Source organism: Bacillus sp. MN7755, from assembly GCF_054771475.1.
The window spans coordinates 1-18,741 of record NZ_BTRL01000008.1; the positions used below are offsets into that span (position 1 = coordinate 1).

Below are 18,741 nucleotides of genomic sequence, written 5' to 3' on the forward strand. Positions count from 1 at the left end.
TACTATAAGGGGATCATATCAAACAGGCAGTCTCTTTTATTTATTAACGTTTCTCTTTATTTCCAGCATGTGATATCATTTAATTTTATACGAAAAAGTATTGTAGCAATTGTAATCATAACAATTTTAAACGATAGAGGATGATCATAGATTGAATAATCATAGTAAAACACCTGCATGTATATATACGTATGCATTTCGCGAGGAGGAGCGTGCTTTATGTTACTTGGAAATGCGCTCGTTCTTTGGAATGGAGTCTCACGTTAATATTCTGAAAAGTAATGTCAAAATTGATCCGAGTAGAAGTGCGTTTATTAAAGAGCGTGTTGAGGTTATGTATGAAGGAGACGACTTAGAAAGTATTCTAAAACAAGTGGAACAAATTGATTTGGCGGGGGCGTCGTTTAAAGTTATCTTCGTTAAAATCAATGACCTGGTTGGAGAAAATAAAATTGAATATGGGGAAAGACGTCTCATTGAACGAGACCTTGGCATGCATATTGAAGGAGAAGCAGACGTCCGTAATCCAGAGCGTGTATTCGGAATTGTTCCTCTTGGAGGACGCTGGTACTTCGGACACTATGTAGAAAGTGAACCAGTTTGGTATCATCACATAAAAAAACCGCATAGCTATTCGACTTCTCTTAGTACACGTGTTGCGAGATCAGTTGCAAATATTGCGGTGCCTAATCCAGAGGGAGTACGAGCAATTGACCCGTGCTGCGGCATTGGAACAGTAGTAGTAGAAGCACTTTCTATGGGGATTAATATCGTTGGCAGAGACATAAATCCACTTGTGGTTCTTGGAACGAGAAAAAACATCGCGCATTTCGGGTTTGAAGGAACAGTAACAAAAGGCCCAATTGAAGAAATTACTGAGAACTACGACGTCGCAATTATCGATATGCCGTATGATTTATTCACTCACGCAACACCAGAAGACCAATTCTCGATTCTTTCAAGCGCGCGTCGCATTGCTAAAAAGGTAATCGTTGTCACGATGGAAACGATGGACGACATGATCCATGAAGCAGGATTCGAAATTACAGATCGCTGTATCACAAGAAAAGGATCATTTTCTAGACAAATTCTTGTTTGTGAATAAGAAAGGAAGGTCACTCGTTTGGGTGACCTTTTTTGCTTTGTATTGATGTGTGATTGGTTGGTAGTTTGCGGGTGTTGTTTGTTGGAATTTGTCGGTAAATCGATATTCCATGTCGAATCGTCGATAAATTTAAAAAATCGCCGATATCGTTACATTAGTATATTACTGTTCTTTTAATTTCTCTTGTTGTGCAAGTAGTAAATTGCGCAAGATGTGTCCGCGGTAACTTTCTAGTTTTCGTCCTTCATGATAGCGCACACCTAATTTTTTTAATTCAGCTACGTACCAGCCTTTTGTTCCGTAGTACATTGGATCACTTCCTTTTTGCTTTTGAACAGTATATGTTGGGGATGGAAGTAACTTTCCATTGAAAATAATAAGCCTGGTTGTAGAAATGTGTTCCATAAAATAGCTTCCAGGAAGTGTATAAAAAAATAGACAGTAGTGTATGCTTTTTTTAACAATGTATACAAATCTATACCCTATGCGTTGGCATGATATTTGCAAAGGAAATAGTATCAACATATAGGGGAGAGATAGAAATGAAGGTTAGCAAAGTGTATACGACAATTGATGCGCACGTAGCTGGGGAACCGCTTCGAATTATTACAGGCGGTGTGCCAGAAATAAAGGGAGAAACGCAGCTAGAAAGACGCGCATACTGTATGGAACATTTGGATCATCTTCGCGAGGTTCTTATGTATGAACCGAGAGGGCATCACGGCATGTACGGTTGTATTATTACACCGCCAGCAAGTGCTCACGCTGATTTTGGCGTGTTATTTATGCACAATGAAGGCTGGAGTACGATGTGTGGGCATGGCATTATTGCTGTTATTACAGTCGGAATTGAAACGGGTATGTTTGAAGTGACAGGTGAGAAACAAAAGTTCATTATTGATAGCCCTGCTGGGGAAGTGGTTGCGTACGCAAAATTTAATGGTAGCGAAGTAGAGTCCGTATCATTTGAAAATGTTCCTTCATTTGTATACAAAAAAGACGCTCCTATTAAAATAGATGACTATGAATTTCAAGTAGATATCGCATTTGGCGGAGCTTTTTATGCTGTAGTGGATAGTAAAGAATTTGGTTTGAAAGTCGATTTCAAAGACTTATCTGCCATTCAAACGTGGGGCGGTAAAATTAAGCGCTACATTGAGAGCCGAATGGAAGTAAAGCACCCGCTTGAAGAAGGTTTAAAAGGAATATACGGCGTTATTTTCTCAGATGAACCGAAGGGGGAAGACGCAACTTTACGAAATGTAACGATTTTTGCTGACGGACAAGTAGACCGTTCTCCTTGCGGCACAGGAACTTCCGCAAGAATCGCAACCCTTTTTGAAAAAGAGGCTTTACAAAAGGGAGAAATTTTCGTCCACGAATGCATTACTGACGGGAAATTCGAAGGGGAAGTATTGTCGGTAACAGCAGTAGATACATACGAAGCTGTCGTTCCGAAAGTAACAGGGAATGCATTTATTACAGGATTTCATCAGTTCGTTGTAGATCCGAGAGATGATTTGAATCGTGGGTTTTTGTTAGGATAGAAGGAGGAGGTGGAAAGATATGCTAGTCATAAGCGCGAACGAACAAAGAAACTTAGTAAATATGAATGAAGTCATTGCATACGCGGCGCTTGCTTTACAAGAATTTTCTGCAGAAAGAACGAATACACCAATACGTACTTCACTACCATTTGCGAATGAGAAAAATACGGCATTAATTATGCCTTCAGTAGCGGAAGGACTCGAAGCACTTGGTCTAAAAGTAGTAACAGTAGTCCCGCAGAACAAAAAGATAGGAAAGAAAACGATAAACGGGATTGTAATGCTATCAGACTTTCAAACGGGAGAACCGCTCGCACTTTTAGAAGGATCCTATTTAACAATGATTCGAACAGGCGCCTTATCAGGAGTAGCAACAAAACATTTAGCTCGTCATAACGCAAAAACTTTATGTATTATCGGGACCGGTGAACAGGCAAAGGGAATTGCCGAAGCTGTATTTGCGGTTAGAGATATTGAAAAAGTCATTTTATACAATCGAACAGAAGAAAAAGCATATGCATTTGCGCAATATATACAAGAGAGATTTAATACACCTGCTCACGTTCACACCAATGCAAATGAAGCAATAAGCGAAGCAGACATCATCGTCACAACTACGAACGCATCCACACCAGTCTTCTCAGAAAAACTACAAAAAGGCGTACATATAAACGCCGTCGGCTCATTCAGGCCAAGCATGCAAGAACTACCATCCCACGCCATCGCAAGTGCAACAAAAGTAGTAGTCGAATCAAAAGAAGCAGCATTAGAAGAAACGGGTGATCTTCAAGTTCCGATACAAGAAGGTTTATTCAAAGCAAGCGACATCCACGCCGAACTTGGTCAAATCATAAGCGGAGAAAAAGCAGGCCGCGAAAACGATGAAGAGATTACTGTTTTCAAATCGGTTGGTTTGGCAGTGGTGGATATTATTGTTGCGAAGTATTTGTATGAGAAGGCGGTGGAGCAGGGAGTGGGGAATAGGATTGAGTTTTGATTGAGGGGCTGCCTTTTGGTGGTCTTTTTTTGTAGGGGTTGGGTTCTTCTGTGTTAATGGATCTTGTTTGGAAGAATTGTGACAAGTAATCATTAACATAAGATATAGAGGACAGGAGTACATGAGGGATGTATGAAGAATGTATAAAAATTGAATTTTTCTAGTATAAACATAGAAGCGGATTAAGAGGTGGAAATAGCAGATAGAGATGAAAAACTTCATTAAATCTAGTAGGAGAAGAATTTACAAGTGCAAAAGGGTTTTATTTTCTTTTGTGGAATGATATTTATAGTTCCCTTATTAAAATTTAGAAAGGAGAATATTTATGAAACATTCCTTATTGGAGACAAATACAGAGCCAGGAAAGAAAGAATCATTGCTTACACGGTGTGCAAATGTATTTTCGAGATGGTCTCAGAAATATGTCCCGGATGCCTTTGTTATTGCTGTGCTGCTTACTTTATTTACTTTCATTATAGCTTTGTTGATGAATCCCTCAAATCCGTACAAGATCGTAAAATCTTGGGGGGATGGATTTTGGACTTATTTAACGTTTACAATGCAAATGGTATTGCTAATGGTTACAGGAATGACGCTAGCTTCTGTCCCGTTTATCAATAGAGGTTTGCAGTCCGTTGCAAAGTTGGCCGATACACCTCAAAAGGCTTATACGATGACATTTTTGATTAGTGCAATTGCATACTATATCAATTGGGGACTAGCTGTAGTTGTGGGAGCGATCATTGCGAAGGAAGTAGCGAAAAAGAATCCGAATGCACATTTTCCATTACTTGTAGCAGCTGCTTATGCTCCGACAGCCTTATATAGCGCAGGTCTCTCTAGTTCTATTGGCCTGATAATTGCCACAAAGGATCATTTTCTTGTAGATATGATTGGAATTATTCCTACCTCACAAACAATCTTTAGTTATTCTACTCTAATTATTTTTTTCGCTCTATTCATCACGATGCCAATTATTATTGTACTTATGGCTCCCAAAAGTGGGATTATCAGGTATAAAGCACTCGAAACAGATACAAATTCTTTTGTAAAACCTCCTCAAAAAAAATTAACTCCTGCGGAAAAACTGGAATGGACACCGGTTTTAGGAATAGTATTAGGCGTAATCGGCACGTTGTATTGTGTTTATGAATTCATAAACGGTCATAGTTTAGATTTAAATATCATTAATTTGTTTTTCTTGTCACTTGGTTTGCTCTTGCATGGTTCTCTTGGCAACTTTGCAAAAGGATTCAAAGAAGCTGCGCAATCCATATCTCCAATTATCCTACAGTTTCCATTTTATGCGGGGATTATCGCTGTTTTAGGTAGTTCAGGATTGGGAAGCTCAATCATTGAATGGATGGCATCCATTGCGTCAAAGGATACATTTGATATATTTACATATTGGTCAGCGGGTTTGGTGAACTTATTGGCACCATCCGGCGGGGGACAATGGGCTTTACAAGGGCCACTGCAGGTCCCGGCAGGATTGAAGTTAGGTGTAGATCCAGCTACTATTGCTATGGCGGTAGGCTGGGGGGACGCATGGACAAATTTGATTCAGCCATTCTGGGCACTACCTCTTTTAGGAGTACTGGGATTGAAAATTAAAGATATCATGGGTTATTGTTTCATTCTCTGCATTTGGGTCGGAATTGTTACAAGTGTATTGATGTTATTTCTATATTAGTTTTAATAGGAATGCACATCACTATTAAGTAATACGATTAAAATGAAGGTGAAATGGATTTAGAAGTATAGACGAAGTATTTATGAATATCCTAGATTTCAGTATCAAATTTCCGGATATCTATGTTATTCCATGTAGGAACGGCAATTACAAAAATCACTTGAAGTTGCATAACATTCATCTGTAAACATCTCATTTTCTATCTGTTAAGAAACTTTGCAATAGAACCATCTTTTGAGAAGTCATAAGAGATACTCGCAAGCCTTATTTGAAGTAAAATCAGTTAAGGATCTATCAATAGAGTAAATCCTATTGATAGATCCTTAATGTTTTAAATCCGTAAAATCTTGATGCTACCCTATGCCCATCTTTAGCTTAACCGTAGAAATCCCCAAAAAATCAAACTCACATATACCATCTTGGCACTTTTTCAGATAAAGTATTTAAAATCTAGTTCAGATAAATGAAAATCATAGAATACATACCCTTTTATAATTTTAGCTAGATTTATTATTAGCTAGTTTATCCCCACCACCAAGCTCCGCCTCAATCTGCGAAGTCTTCGATGACTCATCCATACGCCAATACGTAATAAAGCTGATTGCGATACATCCAGCTACGTAGAAGTAGAATAGCGATTCCATTCCGATACTCTTTAGCCATAGTGCGATGAACTCTGCAGTCCCACCGAATATCGCAACTGTTAGGGCATAGGGTAAACCTACGCCTAGTGCGCGGATTTCAGTTGGGAAGAGTTCGGCTTTTACAATTGCGTTAATGGAAGTGTAACCAGTAACGATAATAAGGCCGACCATCATAAGTAAGAACGCTACGATTGGTTCTGTCGTTTTTTCCATGAAGAAGAAGATCGGCGCTGTTAGTAATGTTCCGAGAATACCGAATGCCATTAATAGTGGGCGGCGTCCGATTTTATCGGATAATAGCCCCGCAATTGGTTGAAGTACAACGAAAATAAGTAGTGCGACAAAGTTAATCCAGCTTACAACTTCTTTCGGAAGACCGACTGTGTTTACCATGAATTTTTGTAAATATGTTGTGTACGTATAGAAGGCAACAGTGCCTCCTAGTGTTAGGCCGACTACTGTTAATACTGCTTTCGGATGTTTCATAAGAGCGCGAACGGTTCCTGCGCTTTCGCGTTTTTGTGATTTTATGTTTGCGAATTGCTCCGATTCATCCATCGTGCGGCGAAGCCATAATACAGCTACTGCGCCCATCGCTCCAATAATGAACGGAATACGCCATCCCCAAGCTTTCATATCTGGTTCGCTTAGTAATTGCTGAAGAACAATTTGAACGCCTAACGCAACCATTTGTCCAGCAACGAGAGTTACATATTGGAAACTTGAATAAAAACCGCGGCGACCACTACTAGCCATTTCAGATAAATATGTTGCGGAAGTTCCGTACTCTCCGCCGAGTGATAATCCTTGCAGTAAACGAGCAAGAACTAAAATAATAGGCGCCATAATCCCGATGCTTTCGTAACTAGGTGTACAGGCGATAATTAAAGAACCGCCGGCCATAACTGTAATGGAAAGTGTTAATGCTGCCCGGCGTCCGTGCCGATCTGCATAACGTCCCATTAATAAACTTCCGATAGGGCGCATTAAAAACCCAACTGCGAAAATAGCTGCTGTGTTCAGTAACTGACTCGTTGGATCTCCTTTAGGAAAGAACTCTGCTGAGAAGTAAACAGCGAAAGCAGAGTAAACGTACCAGTCGTACCATTCAATTAAATTGCCGACAGAACCTTTGAAGATATTGCCGGCGACTCGATTAGATTTTGCTTGAGCCATAATCATTCCTCCTCTTGCTTATAAATAAAATGATAATTATGAAAGCGTGTTCATTGTAGTTAAATTGTACTGTCTACGGATTTAAATCTCAATATTATGACAATTTTATTCTTTTTGTACTTTATGTGCATGGGTATTTTTAATAGTTGCTTCATTTTCAGTTTTGTCATAATAATAGAAAAAGGAGATTGATAGTTTCGAATATTTTATCAAAGGATATGAAGTATGAAGAAATCACGCAAAGTGTCATTGCAAACGAAAATAGTAAGCTTAATTATCGCGTTAATTTTATTTGTCGTTCTCCTATTAGCAGGAATATTTGTTTACATTCAGTCCGTTGATACGAAGCGCCAAGTGGAGCAGCTGGCACTGCAAACAGCTAAATCTCTTTCTTTTATGCCAGCTATAAAAGATGCTTTTCAAAATAACGAGCATAAAAGTACCATTCAATCTATTGCGGAACAAGTTCGGGAGCAAGCTGGTGCGGATTATGTAATTGTGGAAGATCGCTATGGAGTTATGTATTCCCATTCTAATTCTGAGTTGATTGGTACAAAGAGTAACAATCCATATAACTATGAAGCACTCACTTTTGGCGGCTATTATACGCTTGAAGGAAATGGTACAAGTGGTCCGTCTTTAATGGCGAAGGCACCTATTATTGTTCATAACGGAGATTACGATCAAGTAGTAGGTGTTGTGACAGTAGAGTTTTTAATAAAAGGAATTGAATCTAACATATTGAGCAGAACGAAAGAAATTATACTCTTTTCTTTAGCTGTATTAGTAGCCGGCATTGTTGGTGGTATTCTTTTAGCACGTAGTATTCGTAAAGACACACTCGGTTTAGAGCCGAATGAAATTGCAGCGCTATACCGGGAACGAAGCGCGATACTACTATCTATAAAAGAAGGGATTATCGCCATTGATCAAAATGGTTTTATTACGATGATGAACACATCAGCAGAGGAAATGCTTCATGTAAATGGTGATTATATGCAGCGGCACATTTCAAAAGTTTTACCTGATTTTAATATGGAAAGAGTGCTAGAAAACGATCAAGAAATCGCGTTTCAAGATAAAGTATTTATTTTAAACATGACACCGATACTCGAAAATAATAATACGGTAGGCGTTGTATGTAGTTTTAGAGATAAAACAGAACTGAAAAACTTAGTGAATACAATATCTGAGGTAAGAAAGTATTCTGAGGACTTACGTGCTCAAACACATGAATTCACAAATAAGCTGTTTGTCTTATCAGGATTACTTCAGTTAGGACATTACAAAGAAGCGATTGAATTTATCCAACAAGAATCTAATATTCATCAAAGCCAAAACCATATTTTATTCCATCAAATTCATGATGCGAAAGTACAAGCTATTTTATTAGGAAAAATCGGAACAGCATCTGAGAAGAAAATCGATTTTCATATTGAAGGAGATAGTGCGCTTTATCCATTACCAGACCATATAAAAGTTTCGCACCTTATTACGATCCTTGGAAACATAATAGACAATGCGTTTGATGCGGTGAGTGAACGAGAGGAAAAGAGTGTTTCCTTCTTCGTTACGGATATTGGACATGACATTGTGTTTGAAGTGATAGATAGCGGGATAGGAGTACCGGGAGAAAAAATAAGTACCATTTTTCAAAAAGGATTTTCAACGAAAGGAAATAATCGTGGTTACGGACTAGCGAATGTGAAAGAAATGGTAGATCTACTAGAAGGAACAATTGAAGTTCAAAACGAGAAAAACGGAGGAGCTATTTTTACAATTTACCTTCCGAAAACATTGAGAGAAAGTACATGACAAACAGGGGGATGGGCATATGTTGAAGGTTGCAATTGCAGAAGATGATTTCCGCGTCGCGCAAATTCAGGAAGAGTTTTTATCAAAAATAAAGGACGTAAAAGTGATTGGAAAAGCATTGAATGCAAAAGAAACGATGGAACTACTACAAAGAGAAGAAATCGATTTACTCCTATTAGATAACTATTTACCAGATGGAATCGGAACAGACTTATTGCCACAAATTCATGCTGACTTTCCGAATGTTGATGTCATTATGGTTACTGCGGCAAATGAAAACCATATGTTAGAAAAAGCAATTCGAAATGGTGTAAGCAACTACCTTATAAAACCGGTCACGTTAGATAAATTTGTTCGAACCATTGAAGACTATAAAAGAAAGAAGCAATTATTACATAGTAACAATGAAGTAAATCAAGCGCTAATCGATAACTTCTTCGGCACTTCACAAACACAAGACATAAAAAACTTACCGACAGGTGTTGATCCGTTAACACTGCAAAAAGTGAAAGGAATTATAAAAGGGTTCGAAGAGGGAATTACAATAGAAGAAATGGGAGAACAAATGGGGGCATCCAGAACAACCGCAAGAAGATATTTAGAATACTTAGTAGCGACAAACGAATGCACAGTAGAGTACACATACGGCATTATCGGACGGCCAGAACGAAAGTACCTAATAGGACGAGGACTATGAAAAAACGATTATTACTATGTATATGGATCATGACAGGAGTAATAGCTGGTTGTTCATCGGAAAAATCTCATACAAATAAAGTGAATATCGACAAAGTAGAAATCGTTGCGCCGAACGTTCAAGGAGCAGGATGGGACTTAACAGCGCGAGCGATGCAAAAAACACTAACAGAAGAAAAAATCTTCACCAAACCAATCACTGTCACAAACAAAGTAGGTGGCAGCGGTGACGTCGGATGGAAATATACGAAACAAAAAGGCGGTCACGTACTGGCGATTAACTCAAGCTTACTCTTAACGAACAACTTACTAGGCCATAGTAAACTAACATATAAAGACTTCACGCCGCTCGCAACTCTCGCATCGGACTGGGAAGTCGTTGTCGTATCAAAAGAATCAAACATAGAAAACGCAAAACAACTAATGGAACAACTAAAACAAGACAAGAAAAACTTCAAAATCGGCGTTGCCCCCGGCCTAGGAAACGACGATCACCTATCCTTCGTACAAGTAAGCAAAGCCTTCGACATAAACCCTGCCGAACTACAATTCTTCGTTTACGAAAACAAAGAAAAAATCATAAACGCCCTAACGAACAAACAAATCGGCGCCGCAACCATGACCCTATCCGAAGCCGAAAAACAATACAAAGCCGGCAAAATAAAAATACTAGCCGTATCCGCACCAAAACGCCTAGACCGACTACCAGAAATCCCAACGTGGAAAGAACAAGGAATCAACGTCATATTCCAACACTGGAAAGGAATTATGGGCCCAAAAGATATGACGGAGGAAGAGGTTGCTTATTGGGATGGTGTGATTAAGAGGATGGTTGAGAGTGATAGTTGGAAGGGGATTTTGAGGAAGCGGGGTTGGGAGAGTTTTTATAAGGGGAGTGGGGAGAGTAGGGGGTTTTTGGAGGAGAGTAGTCAGGAGTATGGAAAGTTAGTGGGGGATAATGGGGATTAGTAAATCATACGGTATGGCGTATGATTTTTCTTTTATACATAGTTTAACAAAATTATAGTAATTGTAATTGATCTTTTAAGAGAGCCTGAGGAGGATATAGAAAACAACTGTAGGGATTTTTTGATGGTAATTTTTGGAGTTTTAGAGGGAAACTTAATAGTGGGATTTTTTGTAATTTTGCTATAATATTAATATTCAAAACAATAGTGAAACGGGAGGTGCTTGCGTGGGAAGAAGCAAACCTATGAGAGTTGCATACTATAGAGGTTATAACAATTTAGAATATCTAAAAGAAGTGAACTGTAAAGATGTCACAATGGAAATGAAAAATAAAGGTACTTTTCATTGCATGGATTGCATGAGACAGGTAGTACATGCAGGTGGGAAAAATCCTTATTATAGGCTCCCTTCAAAGGATGCAGAACATGAAATGAATTGTGATAATTATCTACCAATTGATGATTTATCTGAGAGGATTAGAACAGTAGGCGAAAAATTGAAAATTAAGTTAAAAATACCTTTTCTCTGTGGGAATGAGGAAGAGAGAAATGAAGGGGTAAGGATGAAAGGTGAGAAATCACATTCAATAGGTGGGAAATCAGTTAAAGTTGGACCTGTCACAACAATAAAAGCCCCTAATAAATCAACTACAGTTACGCTGAATAGTGCAGCAGAATTACTTTATCATACTTCTTTTGATCGTTCGGATGAGCACCGAAAGAATGTAACGAGGGTATTATGCTTTAATAAACAATTTTATTATCCTAGTATATATGATGAATTACAAAGAGACTTTGAGACCGGTAAATTGAATCCTATAATTTTTGTTAAGGGGCGATTGAATCAAAGTCAGTTCTATACATTTGAAAATCACGGTTATATTAATGTGCAAGATAAACCATATGACTATGGGCCAATAGAGTTGAGAATTCACTTTAATAGGGTCCAAGAATTAGAAACACGTTTAAAAAAGATAACTTGGCATATTAAAAGCGGAAAAAATCGTACAGAAGAAATCGGTGTAATGGGTCAAGTCATTAAAGTGGAAGTAACGGAAGATAAAATATTTATCCACATTAGATGCTATGATTTAGATGTAGAGCCAAAAGACATATAATGAGCAACTCTGTTAAAAGTAAAAAAGTTTTATAATAATAAATAGGATTTTCTGTTTGGCTAATTATGGTGCGAAAAAGTACAGATATACTATGTCGTATGGTTTTTAGAAACAAGTAACAGGGCATTTCATATGTATTATAGACGTTGGTAATCACATATGAATTGTTTAAAATTAAGAAAAAAGAGGGTTAAGTAATAAAGCTTAACCTTCTTTTTTTATTGATGGATTATGGACAAAAATATCGTTGTTATAGGAAGGGTATTTTTTCGTGATAAAAAGATCCTTTATGTTTATTTTTGAAATAGATTCCACTATGAAATAAAAGTTCATACTTATTTGAAGCTGAGTATAATTTTTCTTTTATACATAGTTTGGTAAAATAGTAGTAACTGTAATTAATTGTAACGGTGGGGATGACAATGTTAGAGCAACTCATAATTGAATTGGCTAAATTAACGAAGCAGGTTGAAGATATAAATGGTGATAAAACTTATCTGGTTATAAATAAAGATGATGAAGGATTATACGTTGAAGCTAAATTTTCACGTGAGCAATATGATGAGGAAGCACCACCTTATTTTAAAGTGAGTTTTGAAATTCTTAAGGATGCTTGGAGAAAATTTATCGCTATGCGTACAGTAAAGAGTGAAGATTTTGGACAAGCGAGTGAATGTAATACTTTCTTGGTAGCTTTCTTTTCACAGCTTCCATTTGTGAATGTAATCGGAGCAGGAGCTATTACATTTAAAGAATTCAAAACCGATAATCTACCAAGCGAAAAATACGATAAAGTCATGCTCTTTTTAGAAGAGATAATGAATGGTACATATAATCCAAGTACGTTATGTGAACAAACGGATGAAAATTTATATAGAGTGAAATCTAATGCGCGCCAAGATTTAAGATTGTTGGGATTTTTGAATGAATCTCATGAAATGAATCAGCTGCTATTAAGTGAATATGTTCAATCGGAAGATAAGAAAAACTACATGGCACAGCTAGTTTTAAAACAAGAATATTTCCGTCATGTTTTATTCGTTCTTGGATTGTTAGAGAAGCATTCAAAGGATGAAAAGAAAGAAGCTCTAGTTGATTTTGGAATGACGATTGTCCAAAATTCATTAGGGGATAATTTGATGGTCGAATCAGTAGCGAAGCGGCGTACGAATAATTTACTAGATTGGCTTGAGCAAGTAGGACTAATTAATGCTGAATGGATTCCAGCCGAACAATACATAAAAAAGAGTGAAGAAAAGGGCGGTAATATGAGTAGTAGTTTACGTGAAGTCTTTTTAAAGATAATGAAAGAATATTTGGATGCAAAAACAGAAAAATTTGCAGGACATAAATTAGGATTAACAGTCCGAAATGATATAGCAACAGAGATCATTCGTTTACCATTTATAAATGAGAAGCAGTACAGTGTGATAGGGTCAGTTGGGAAAGGGAATTGGGCAACAGTTCCGTGGATTGCGCTAATGCATAGAGATATTACAACATCGACACAGAGAGGGTATTATATCGTTTATTTATTTAGTGAAGATATGCAACGATTGTATTTGACCATTGGACAAGGTGTAACAGAAACGACTAAAGAAGAGATGCAAAAAATTAAAGAAGAGATTCGTAAGCAAATACATATGTCCCAAAAGGTGAAAAAAGATGATGAAATCTTCCTAGGTACAAGCACGAAAGCAAAGGGATATGCGAATTCAACAGCGGCTTATATTGCGTACGATGCTAAGAAAATGCCAAGTGAAACAGAGTTAGTAGAGGATCTAGAAGAAATGCTTCGCTATTATGAGGGATTTATTAACTATAAAGAGAAAGGCATTAAGTATGAAGCGATTTATGAGAGGAAAGAAGTGTATTTAGATCAGCAATCAATTATCGACCACGTGTCTTCTTATATTCAAAGTAAAGGTTTCTTTTATGAGAAAAAAGATCTTATTAACTTTTTTCTTTCATTAAAGACGAAGCCATTTGTGATTTTATCGGGTATTTCAGGTACAGGGAAAACGAAAATTGTTCAGTGGTTTGCGGAGAGTTTAGGGGCTACGGAAGAGAATGGACAATTTACGCTTATTCCAGTTCGACCTGATTGGAGTGATAGCTCTGATTTACTTGGTTATGTGAATCTTCAAGGAGAGTTTCAAGAAAGACCGTTAATTAAAGTTCTTGAAAATGCAGATGCAAATCCAAATAGGCCGTATTTTGTAGTGTTAGACGAGATGAATTTAGCTCGAGTGGAATACTACTTTAGTGATTTTTTAAGTGTGATTGAAAGCCGTAAATGGAAAGATGGGAAAATTGTTACGTCACCAGTGCTTCCAGAATCAATTACGAATAAGCATATTACGATTCCATCAAATGTATATATTATCGGAACTGTAAATATGGATGAAACGACACATCCACTAAGTAAAAAAGTATTAGATCGTGCGAATACGATTGAGTTTAATACTGTTAACTTAGATTATTTTAATTTCTTAATGGATGTAGAAGAGAAAGAAGCTGAAATTGCTTCAAATCGCTCTCTAGAAACTGAGTATCTTCATCTGAAGGAATGTTTTAAAGAAAACGAAGATCTTGTGAGAAATATATCGAACATTTTAATAGCAATAAATAAAATACTTGAATCAGTTGGAGCTCAAGTTGGATACCGTATACGAGATGAAATTTGTTTCTATATGGCATACAACGAACAAGGAAAGTTACTGTCATTCGATGAAGCACTTGATTATCAAATATATCAAAAGATTTTACCGCGTCTTGCAGGGAGCGATGGTAGAACAGAAGAGGTATTAAAACAGTTGTATGTATTATGTGCAAATGAAGAATATGATAGTGGCAATAATGACGCCTCATATGCTAAGTATCCTCGTTCAGCTAACAAGCTGTCTCATATGTTAAGGAGGTTCGAGTATGATGGTTTCACCTCTTTCTGGATCTAATAATGAAATAGAGTTAGTTAAGATTGAAACAGAGGAGCTATCATTGACGATTAAGGGAAATCCTTATCATGAAAAATATGAGAGTTTAAAAGAATATCAAGCTATGAACGCAGATGAAATGATGTATTTTCATGTAGATGGGAAGACGGAATCCGTTTCTGTATTTGATGCGAGATTGCAGAGGCTAGATGAATGGAACGAACACCCGCCAATCTTTTTTGAAAATAGAAGTTATCAGCTTGTTGTTGTTCCGAAAAAGAACCAACAGCTTTCCTTTTATCATGAACATCCGGGTTTTCGAAAGCAAGTTAGTTCTATTCAAATGGGGTCACTTCATGTGTTAATGGGGAATCTTTGGTTTCCAAATGAGGTAGGAAATACAACGTTTGAAATTAAAAACGAGCAAGATACTTTATTAACTGCTACATTTGAAGTTTTCCCGGCAAAACTTGATTATAAGGATGATTACAGAGCCTTATTAGATGAAGTAAATGATGAAATTTATAATTTAGCGTTTCATTTACTAAAGAGAACTTACTTAGGAGCATCTGCAATTTACGCTACAAATCCATCAAAGAGTGAATTTTATCGTATTTTAAATGATTCCTTTGAGCGATTTATGAAGTCAATCTCTTATATAAAAAGACAACCGCATCATACACTTATGACTAGACATCAACTTGTAAGAGGAGAAAAAATTCGTAAACTGGATTCTGTCGGAATGAACTATTTGCGAAAGAGACCACACTTGCTCCAAGGAGAAAAAAGTATACCGACTAAAGGGATTACAGCTTATAAGGAAGTTTCTTATGATACGCTGGAAAATCGATTTGTTAAATGGATGATTCAAAGAGTCGTACATAAAATAGATGATTTACTTAAGGCGCTAGAGCCAAAGTCTAGATATACACGTGGTGTAACTGATGAAGATTTGCTAGAGCATGTAAAAAATATGAAGTATCGAATGAAAAATGAATTGAACGATCCATTTTGGAGAGGAATCGGAAAATTAGATCGCTCAGTCTTTTCACTCGTTATCCAAATGGCAGCAGGCTATCGAGATGCGTATCAAATCTTCTTAATGCTATCGCGCGGTTTAACATTACGAGGACAAATTTTTAAAATGTCGATAAAAGATGTTGCTAGATTATATGAATACTGGACATATTTAAAACTTGGACAAATTCTATCAAAGAAATATATACCGCTCCATCAAGATGTTATTCAAGTGAAGCAAGACGGTTTATACGTAACGCTTAATGAAAGTAAAACTGCAAAAAGAGCGTTTAAGCATCCAGTTACTGATGAAGTAATAGAGCTTTATTTCCAGAAAAGAAATGGCAGACTACCAACAGTTACACAAAAACCAGATACGATGCTCGCTATTGAGAAAAAGGGAAAGAACTATCAATATCAATACATTTTTGATGCAAAATACCGAATTGATTTTGCTGAAAGATCTCATTATAAAAGGAAGTATGGCACCCCTGGCCCAATGGAAGAAGACATTAACACAATGCACCGCTACAGAGATGCATTAGTAGTGGAACAAGAAGGACCTTTTGAGCGGACAGCTTACGGAGCGTACGTATTATTCCCATGGAATCAAGAGGAAGCGTATGAGAACCACCCGTTTTATAAAAGTATAGAAAAAGTAAATATCGGTGGCTTCCCGTTTTTACCAAACGCAACAAGACTAGTCGAACAATTTCTAGATCATCTCATTGAAAAAAGCCCAGAAGAAATTATAAGAGAAGGCATCCTTCCAAGAGGCACAAAAGAAGAATGGCACTCCTCGCTAGAAGAAAAAGTATTAGTAGGCAGCGTGAAAACTGAAGCCGACTATGAAGCATATAGAAAAGAAGGCTTATACCAGTTACCAGTCACACAGCTAAAACCAGGATGGCAAGAAGCAAAGTACATAGCATTATATGCACCGAAAAAATGGCACGGAGAAAAAGGCGGTATCCAATACGTAGCCAAAATCAAACAAATTCAAATGCAACAAAACGATGATTATGTACATTTCGAACTAGAGCCATGGAAAAAACTAGACCACCTCATCCGCCCAGTAGGATATGGCATTCAAACATACACCATAACAACTATGTCATTATTAAAAGAAGTACAAGAACTCCCAGAACTCTTCATGAAATCAAAAGAAGAACGAATTCTTTGGAAAACGCTGCGTCGTTTTACGAAGCAAGTTAAGGTTGAGCTGGATCATCGTAATTTAGATGAGGCTTCTTCTGTTAAGAGTTATTATGTGGAGGATGTTCAGATTTGGGTTGATTATGAGAGTGGGGTTGTTATGGTTGGGGGAGTTAAGGAAGTTCCTTTGGAGTTGGTTGTTGGGAGAGGATCGGTGTTGTTTAGGGAGGTTTTAGAAGTACTAAATGTTAGGGGATAGCACTTAGATACAAAGGGGATTAAATAATGGATAAGAGACCGAATTTATTTTCATATGGAACAAGTGAATTGTCGCAAGATGCTTTTATTTGTTGGTTAACAGAGTGGGCGAACCCAATCTATAAAGAAACCGATGAATGCTTACATGAAGCTGGTATAGATTTTATTAGAAGAATATATGACTTACATAAAAAGAACTTTCCAGCTTCTATTAAAGAAATTAAGATTACGACACAATTTAAAGGTTTAGATATACTTATTGAAGTTAATGGTAATCAGGCTATTTTAATTGAAGATAAAACATATACAAAAGAGCATTCTAATCAACTAAAACGTTATTATGAAGATGTAATGAAATTAAAAAAATATGAAGAAAATGATCTGTTGCCTATCTATTATAAAATAGGTAATCAAAGTGATTATTCAGCAGTGATTGATGCAAAGTATATGTTGTTTACAAGAAAACAAATGCTTAAATTTTTACAAGAGAATATAGACAGAGGCGTGCAAAATCAAATGTTTTTAGATTACTATTTTTATTTAAGAGAAATAGAGCAAAAATATGATTCATATAAGACACTTCCGTTAAGCGTGTGGAAAGGTGAAGCTTGGGAAGGATTTTATGAGGAGTTAAAGCAACGTGGGATCAAAGGTCAATATGGATATGTAGCTAATCCGAATGGTGGATTCTATGCCTTATGGTGGAATGAACAAGAAGATAATAATTGTAAGCAGTATTTGCAGTTAGAAGAAGGACGTTTATGTTTTAAAATACATGTTGCTGATAAGGATAGAAGAAAAGAACTTAGGGATAAGTGGAGTAAAGCGCTAATCGAACGAAGTCATAATTCTTCTTTCAATGTGGAGAAACCTAGATTTGGTAATGGGCGATATATGACGGTTGCTGTGGTGAGGGATTATAGAGTGGGAGATGGAAAAGGAAGAATTGATATTCCTGGAACGATGGGAGTTTTAGGTGAAGTGGAGAAATTGTTAAAAATGGTGGATGTTCAATAGTAGATGCAATTATTAAATATATTGGATAAAGTGTATTGTTAACTATGGGAAGAAGAGTATATAGGGTATATGCTCTTCTTTTTATTTATAAATAACATGGATGTGAATCTTAAATGATGACCTCCACCCTGTCAAGGTAAAGATCTGATTTTATCTATATCGGTATCAATAAATTTTCCCTATATATTCCCCTTGCACCTCCTCCAACGTCACCCCCTAACCTAAAGAAGACAAAACAAAGGGGGAGCGAACCACTCATGAAAACCATTACAAAAGAAAAAAGAAACACCATCATCATGCTACTAATCTCAGCCACAATAGGAATCTTTTCACCATTCCTCATGTACATCACACTGGCACGTAAAAATGAGGTGTACAAATATCATTGCCGAAAGGCGTTCAACTTTCATTTGTTAATCTTTCTTCTATTTAATATTAGTTCGCGTATTAGTGATGTTTTGTTTTGGATTGTGTTTGCCTTTGAGGTCGTTCAAGTAATCATTGTTGCGTGGAAAGTAATACGCGACGAGCCATATCGTTATTTCATTCGAATTCCGTTATTTAAAGAAGATAAGTACGCTGTGGAAGGAGAATAGGCG

General features: G+C 37.0%; 14 protein-coding genes. 12 read left to right on the forward strand and 2 right to left on the reverse strand.

The annotated features are described in order from the left end of the window. Window positions 1–151 precede the first annotated feature (151 nt). A complete protein-coding gene (locus ACYVEC_RS06950) occupies window positions 152–1,105 on the forward strand; it encodes a TRM11 family SAM-dependent methyltransferase (RefSeq protein ID WP_063222056.1) in 954 nt (317 codons plus the stop codon). A gap of 162 nt (window positions 1,106–1,267) precedes the next feature. On the opposite strand, the gene ACYVEC_RS06955 is transcribed toward ACYVEC_RS06950, so the two are convergent. Then, entirely contained in the window at window positions 1,268–1,510 is a 243-nt protein-coding gene (locus ACYVEC_RS06955; RefSeq protein ID WP_153039357.1) for a YflJ family protein, read from the reverse strand. A 137-nt stretch (window positions 1,511–1,647) separates the two neighbouring features. Here ACYVEC_RS06955 and ACYVEC_RS06960 point away from each other — a divergent pair, with 137 nt between their 5' ends. The 3 genes from ACYVEC_RS06960 to ACYVEC_RS06970 all read left to right on the forward strand — a co-directional run bounded on the left by ACYVEC_RS06960 (window position 1,648) and on the right by ACYVEC_RS06970 (window position 5,342). Further along, a complete protein-coding gene (locus ACYVEC_RS06960; protein WP_063222055.1) occupies window positions 1,648–2,652 on the forward strand; it encodes a proline racemase family protein in 1,005 nt (334 codons plus the stop codon). Window positions 2,653–2,671: 19 nt separating this feature from the next. Continuing rightward, on the forward strand, window positions 2,672–3,649 hold the full coding sequence (locus tag ACYVEC_RS06965) for an ornithine cyclodeaminase family protein (protein ID WP_063222054.1): 978 nt from the start codon (window positions 2,672–2,674) through the stop codon (window positions 3,647–3,649). A 325-nt stretch (window positions 3,650–3,974) separates the two neighbouring features. Continuing rightward, on the forward strand, window positions 3,975–5,342 hold the full coding sequence (locus ACYVEC_RS06970) for a short-chain fatty acid transporter (RefSeq protein ID WP_098555826.1): 1,368 nt from the start codon (window positions 3,975–3,977) through the stop codon (window positions 5,340–5,342). Between the two features lie 497 nt (window positions 5,343–5,839). Here ACYVEC_RS06970 and ACYVEC_RS06975 read toward each other — a convergent pair whose 3' ends face one another. Beyond that, window positions 5,840–7,162, reverse strand: a complete 1,323-nt coding sequence (locus ACYVEC_RS06975) for an MFS transporter (protein ID WP_061667769.1) — start codon at window positions 7,160–7,162, stop codon at window positions 5,840–5,842. A gap of 225 nt (window positions 7,163–7,387) precedes the next feature. Here ACYVEC_RS06975 and ACYVEC_RS06980 point away from each other — a divergent pair, with 225 nt between their 5' ends. From ACYVEC_RS06980 to ACYVEC_RS07015, 8 genes are all read left to right on the forward strand, one after another. Next, a complete protein-coding gene (locus ACYVEC_RS06980; RefSeq protein ID WP_063222053.1) occupies window positions 7,388–8,977 on the forward strand; it encodes an ATP-binding protein in 1,590 nt (529 codons plus the stop codon). Window positions 8,978–8,996: 19 nt separating this feature from the next. Continuing rightward, on the forward strand, window positions 8,997–9,674 hold the full coding sequence (locus tag ACYVEC_RS06985; RefSeq protein ID WP_063222052.1) for a response regulator: 678 nt from the start codon (window positions 8,997–8,999) through the stop codon (window positions 9,672–9,674). Next, a complete protein-coding gene (locus ACYVEC_RS06990) occupies window positions 9,671–10,642 on the forward strand; it encodes a tripartite tricarboxylate transporter substrate binding protein (protein ID WP_460506395.1) in 972 nt (323 codons plus the stop codon). Before ACYVEC_RS06985 ends, ACYVEC_RS06990 begins: the two co-directional genes overlap by 4 nt. A gap of 226 nt (window positions 10,643–10,868) precedes the next feature. Next, on the forward strand, window positions 10,869–11,759 hold the full coding sequence (locus ACYVEC_RS06995; RefSeq protein WP_063222050.1) for a hypothetical protein: 891 nt from the start codon (window positions 10,869–10,871) through the stop codon (window positions 11,757–11,759). A gap of 422 nt (window positions 11,760–12,181) precedes the next feature. Then, on the forward strand, window positions 12,182–14,716 hold the full coding sequence (locus tag ACYVEC_RS07000) for an MrcB family domain-containing protein (RefSeq protein WP_460506007.1): 2,535 nt from the start codon (window positions 12,182–12,184) through the stop codon (window positions 14,714–14,716). Continuing rightward, the gene (locus ACYVEC_RS07005) at window positions 14,691–17,126 is read left to right on the forward strand and encodes a DUF2357 domain-containing protein (protein ID WP_460506398.1); all 2,436 of its coding nucleotides are present in this window, start codon (window positions 14,691–14,693) and stop codon (window positions 17,124–17,126) included. The genes ACYVEC_RS07000 and ACYVEC_RS07005 overlap by 26 nt, the downstream gene beginning before the upstream one ends. A 26-nt stretch (window positions 17,127–17,152) precedes the next feature. Continuing rightward, entirely contained in the window at window positions 17,153–18,142 is a 990-nt protein-coding gene (locus tag ACYVEC_RS07010; protein WP_098555834.1) for a PD-(D/E)XK nuclease family protein, read from the forward strand. A gap of 257 nt (window positions 18,143–18,399) precedes the next feature. Beyond that, window positions 18,400–18,738 carry a DUF4870 domain-containing protein gene (locus ACYVEC_RS07015; protein ID WP_098555852.1) on the forward strand — a complete coding sequence of 113 codons (339 nt, stop codon included), beginning with the start codon at window positions 18,400–18,402 and terminating at the stop codon, window positions 18,736–18,738. The last annotated feature ends 3 nt before the right edge of the window (window positions 18,739–18,741 follow it).

What these genes read in the sequence shown, in the direction of transcription:
- ACYVEC_RS06960 (WP_063222055.1), top strand. Translation starts at nt 1,648, where the DNA reads ATGAAGGTTAGCAAAGTGTATACGACAATTGATGCGCACGTAGCTGGG.
- ACYVEC_RS07005 (WP_460506398.1), top strand. Translation starts at nt 14,691, where the DNA reads ATGGTTTCACCTCTTTCTGGATCTAATAATGAAATAGAGTTAGTTAAG.
- ACYVEC_RS06955 (WP_153039357.1), bottom strand. Translation starts at nt 1,510, where the DNA reads ATGGAACACATTTCTACAACCAGGCTTATTATTTTCAATGGAAAGTTA.
- ACYVEC_RS07010 (WP_098555834.1), top strand. Translation starts at nt 17,153, where the DNA reads ATGGATAAGAGACCGAATTTATTTTCATATGGAACAAGTGAATTGTCG.
- ACYVEC_RS07015 (WP_098555852.1), top strand. Translation starts at nt 18,400, where the DNA reads ATGAAAACCATTACAAAAGAAAAAAGAAACACCATCATCATGCTACTA.
- ACYVEC_RS06990 (WP_460506395.1), top strand. Translation starts at nt 9,671, where the DNA reads ATGAAAAAACGATTATTACTATGTATATGGATCATGACAGGAGTAATA.
- ACYVEC_RS07000 (WP_460506007.1), top strand. Translation starts at nt 12,182, where the DNA reads ATGTTAGAGCAACTCATAATTGAATTGGCTAAATTAACGAAGCAGGTT.
- ACYVEC_RS06965 (WP_063222054.1), top strand. Translation starts at nt 2,672, where the DNA reads ATGCTAGTCATAAGCGCGAACGAACAAAGAAACTTAGTAAATATGAAT.
- ACYVEC_RS06980 (WP_063222053.1), top strand. Translation starts at nt 7,388, where the DNA reads ATGAAGAAATCACGCAAAGTGTCATTGCAAACGAAAATAGTAAGCTTA.
- ACYVEC_RS06975 (WP_061667769.1), bottom strand. Translation starts at nt 7,162, where the DNA reads ATGGCTCAAGCAAAATCTAATCGAGTCGCCGGCAATATCTTCAAAGGT.
- ACYVEC_RS06985 (WP_063222052.1), top strand. Translation starts at nt 8,997, where the DNA reads ATGTTGAAGGTTGCAATTGCAGAAGATGATTTCCGCGTCGCGCAAATT.
- ACYVEC_RS06970 (WP_098555826.1), top strand. Translation starts at nt 3,975, where the DNA reads ATGAAACATTCCTTATTGGAGACAAATACAGAGCCAGGAAAGAAAGAA.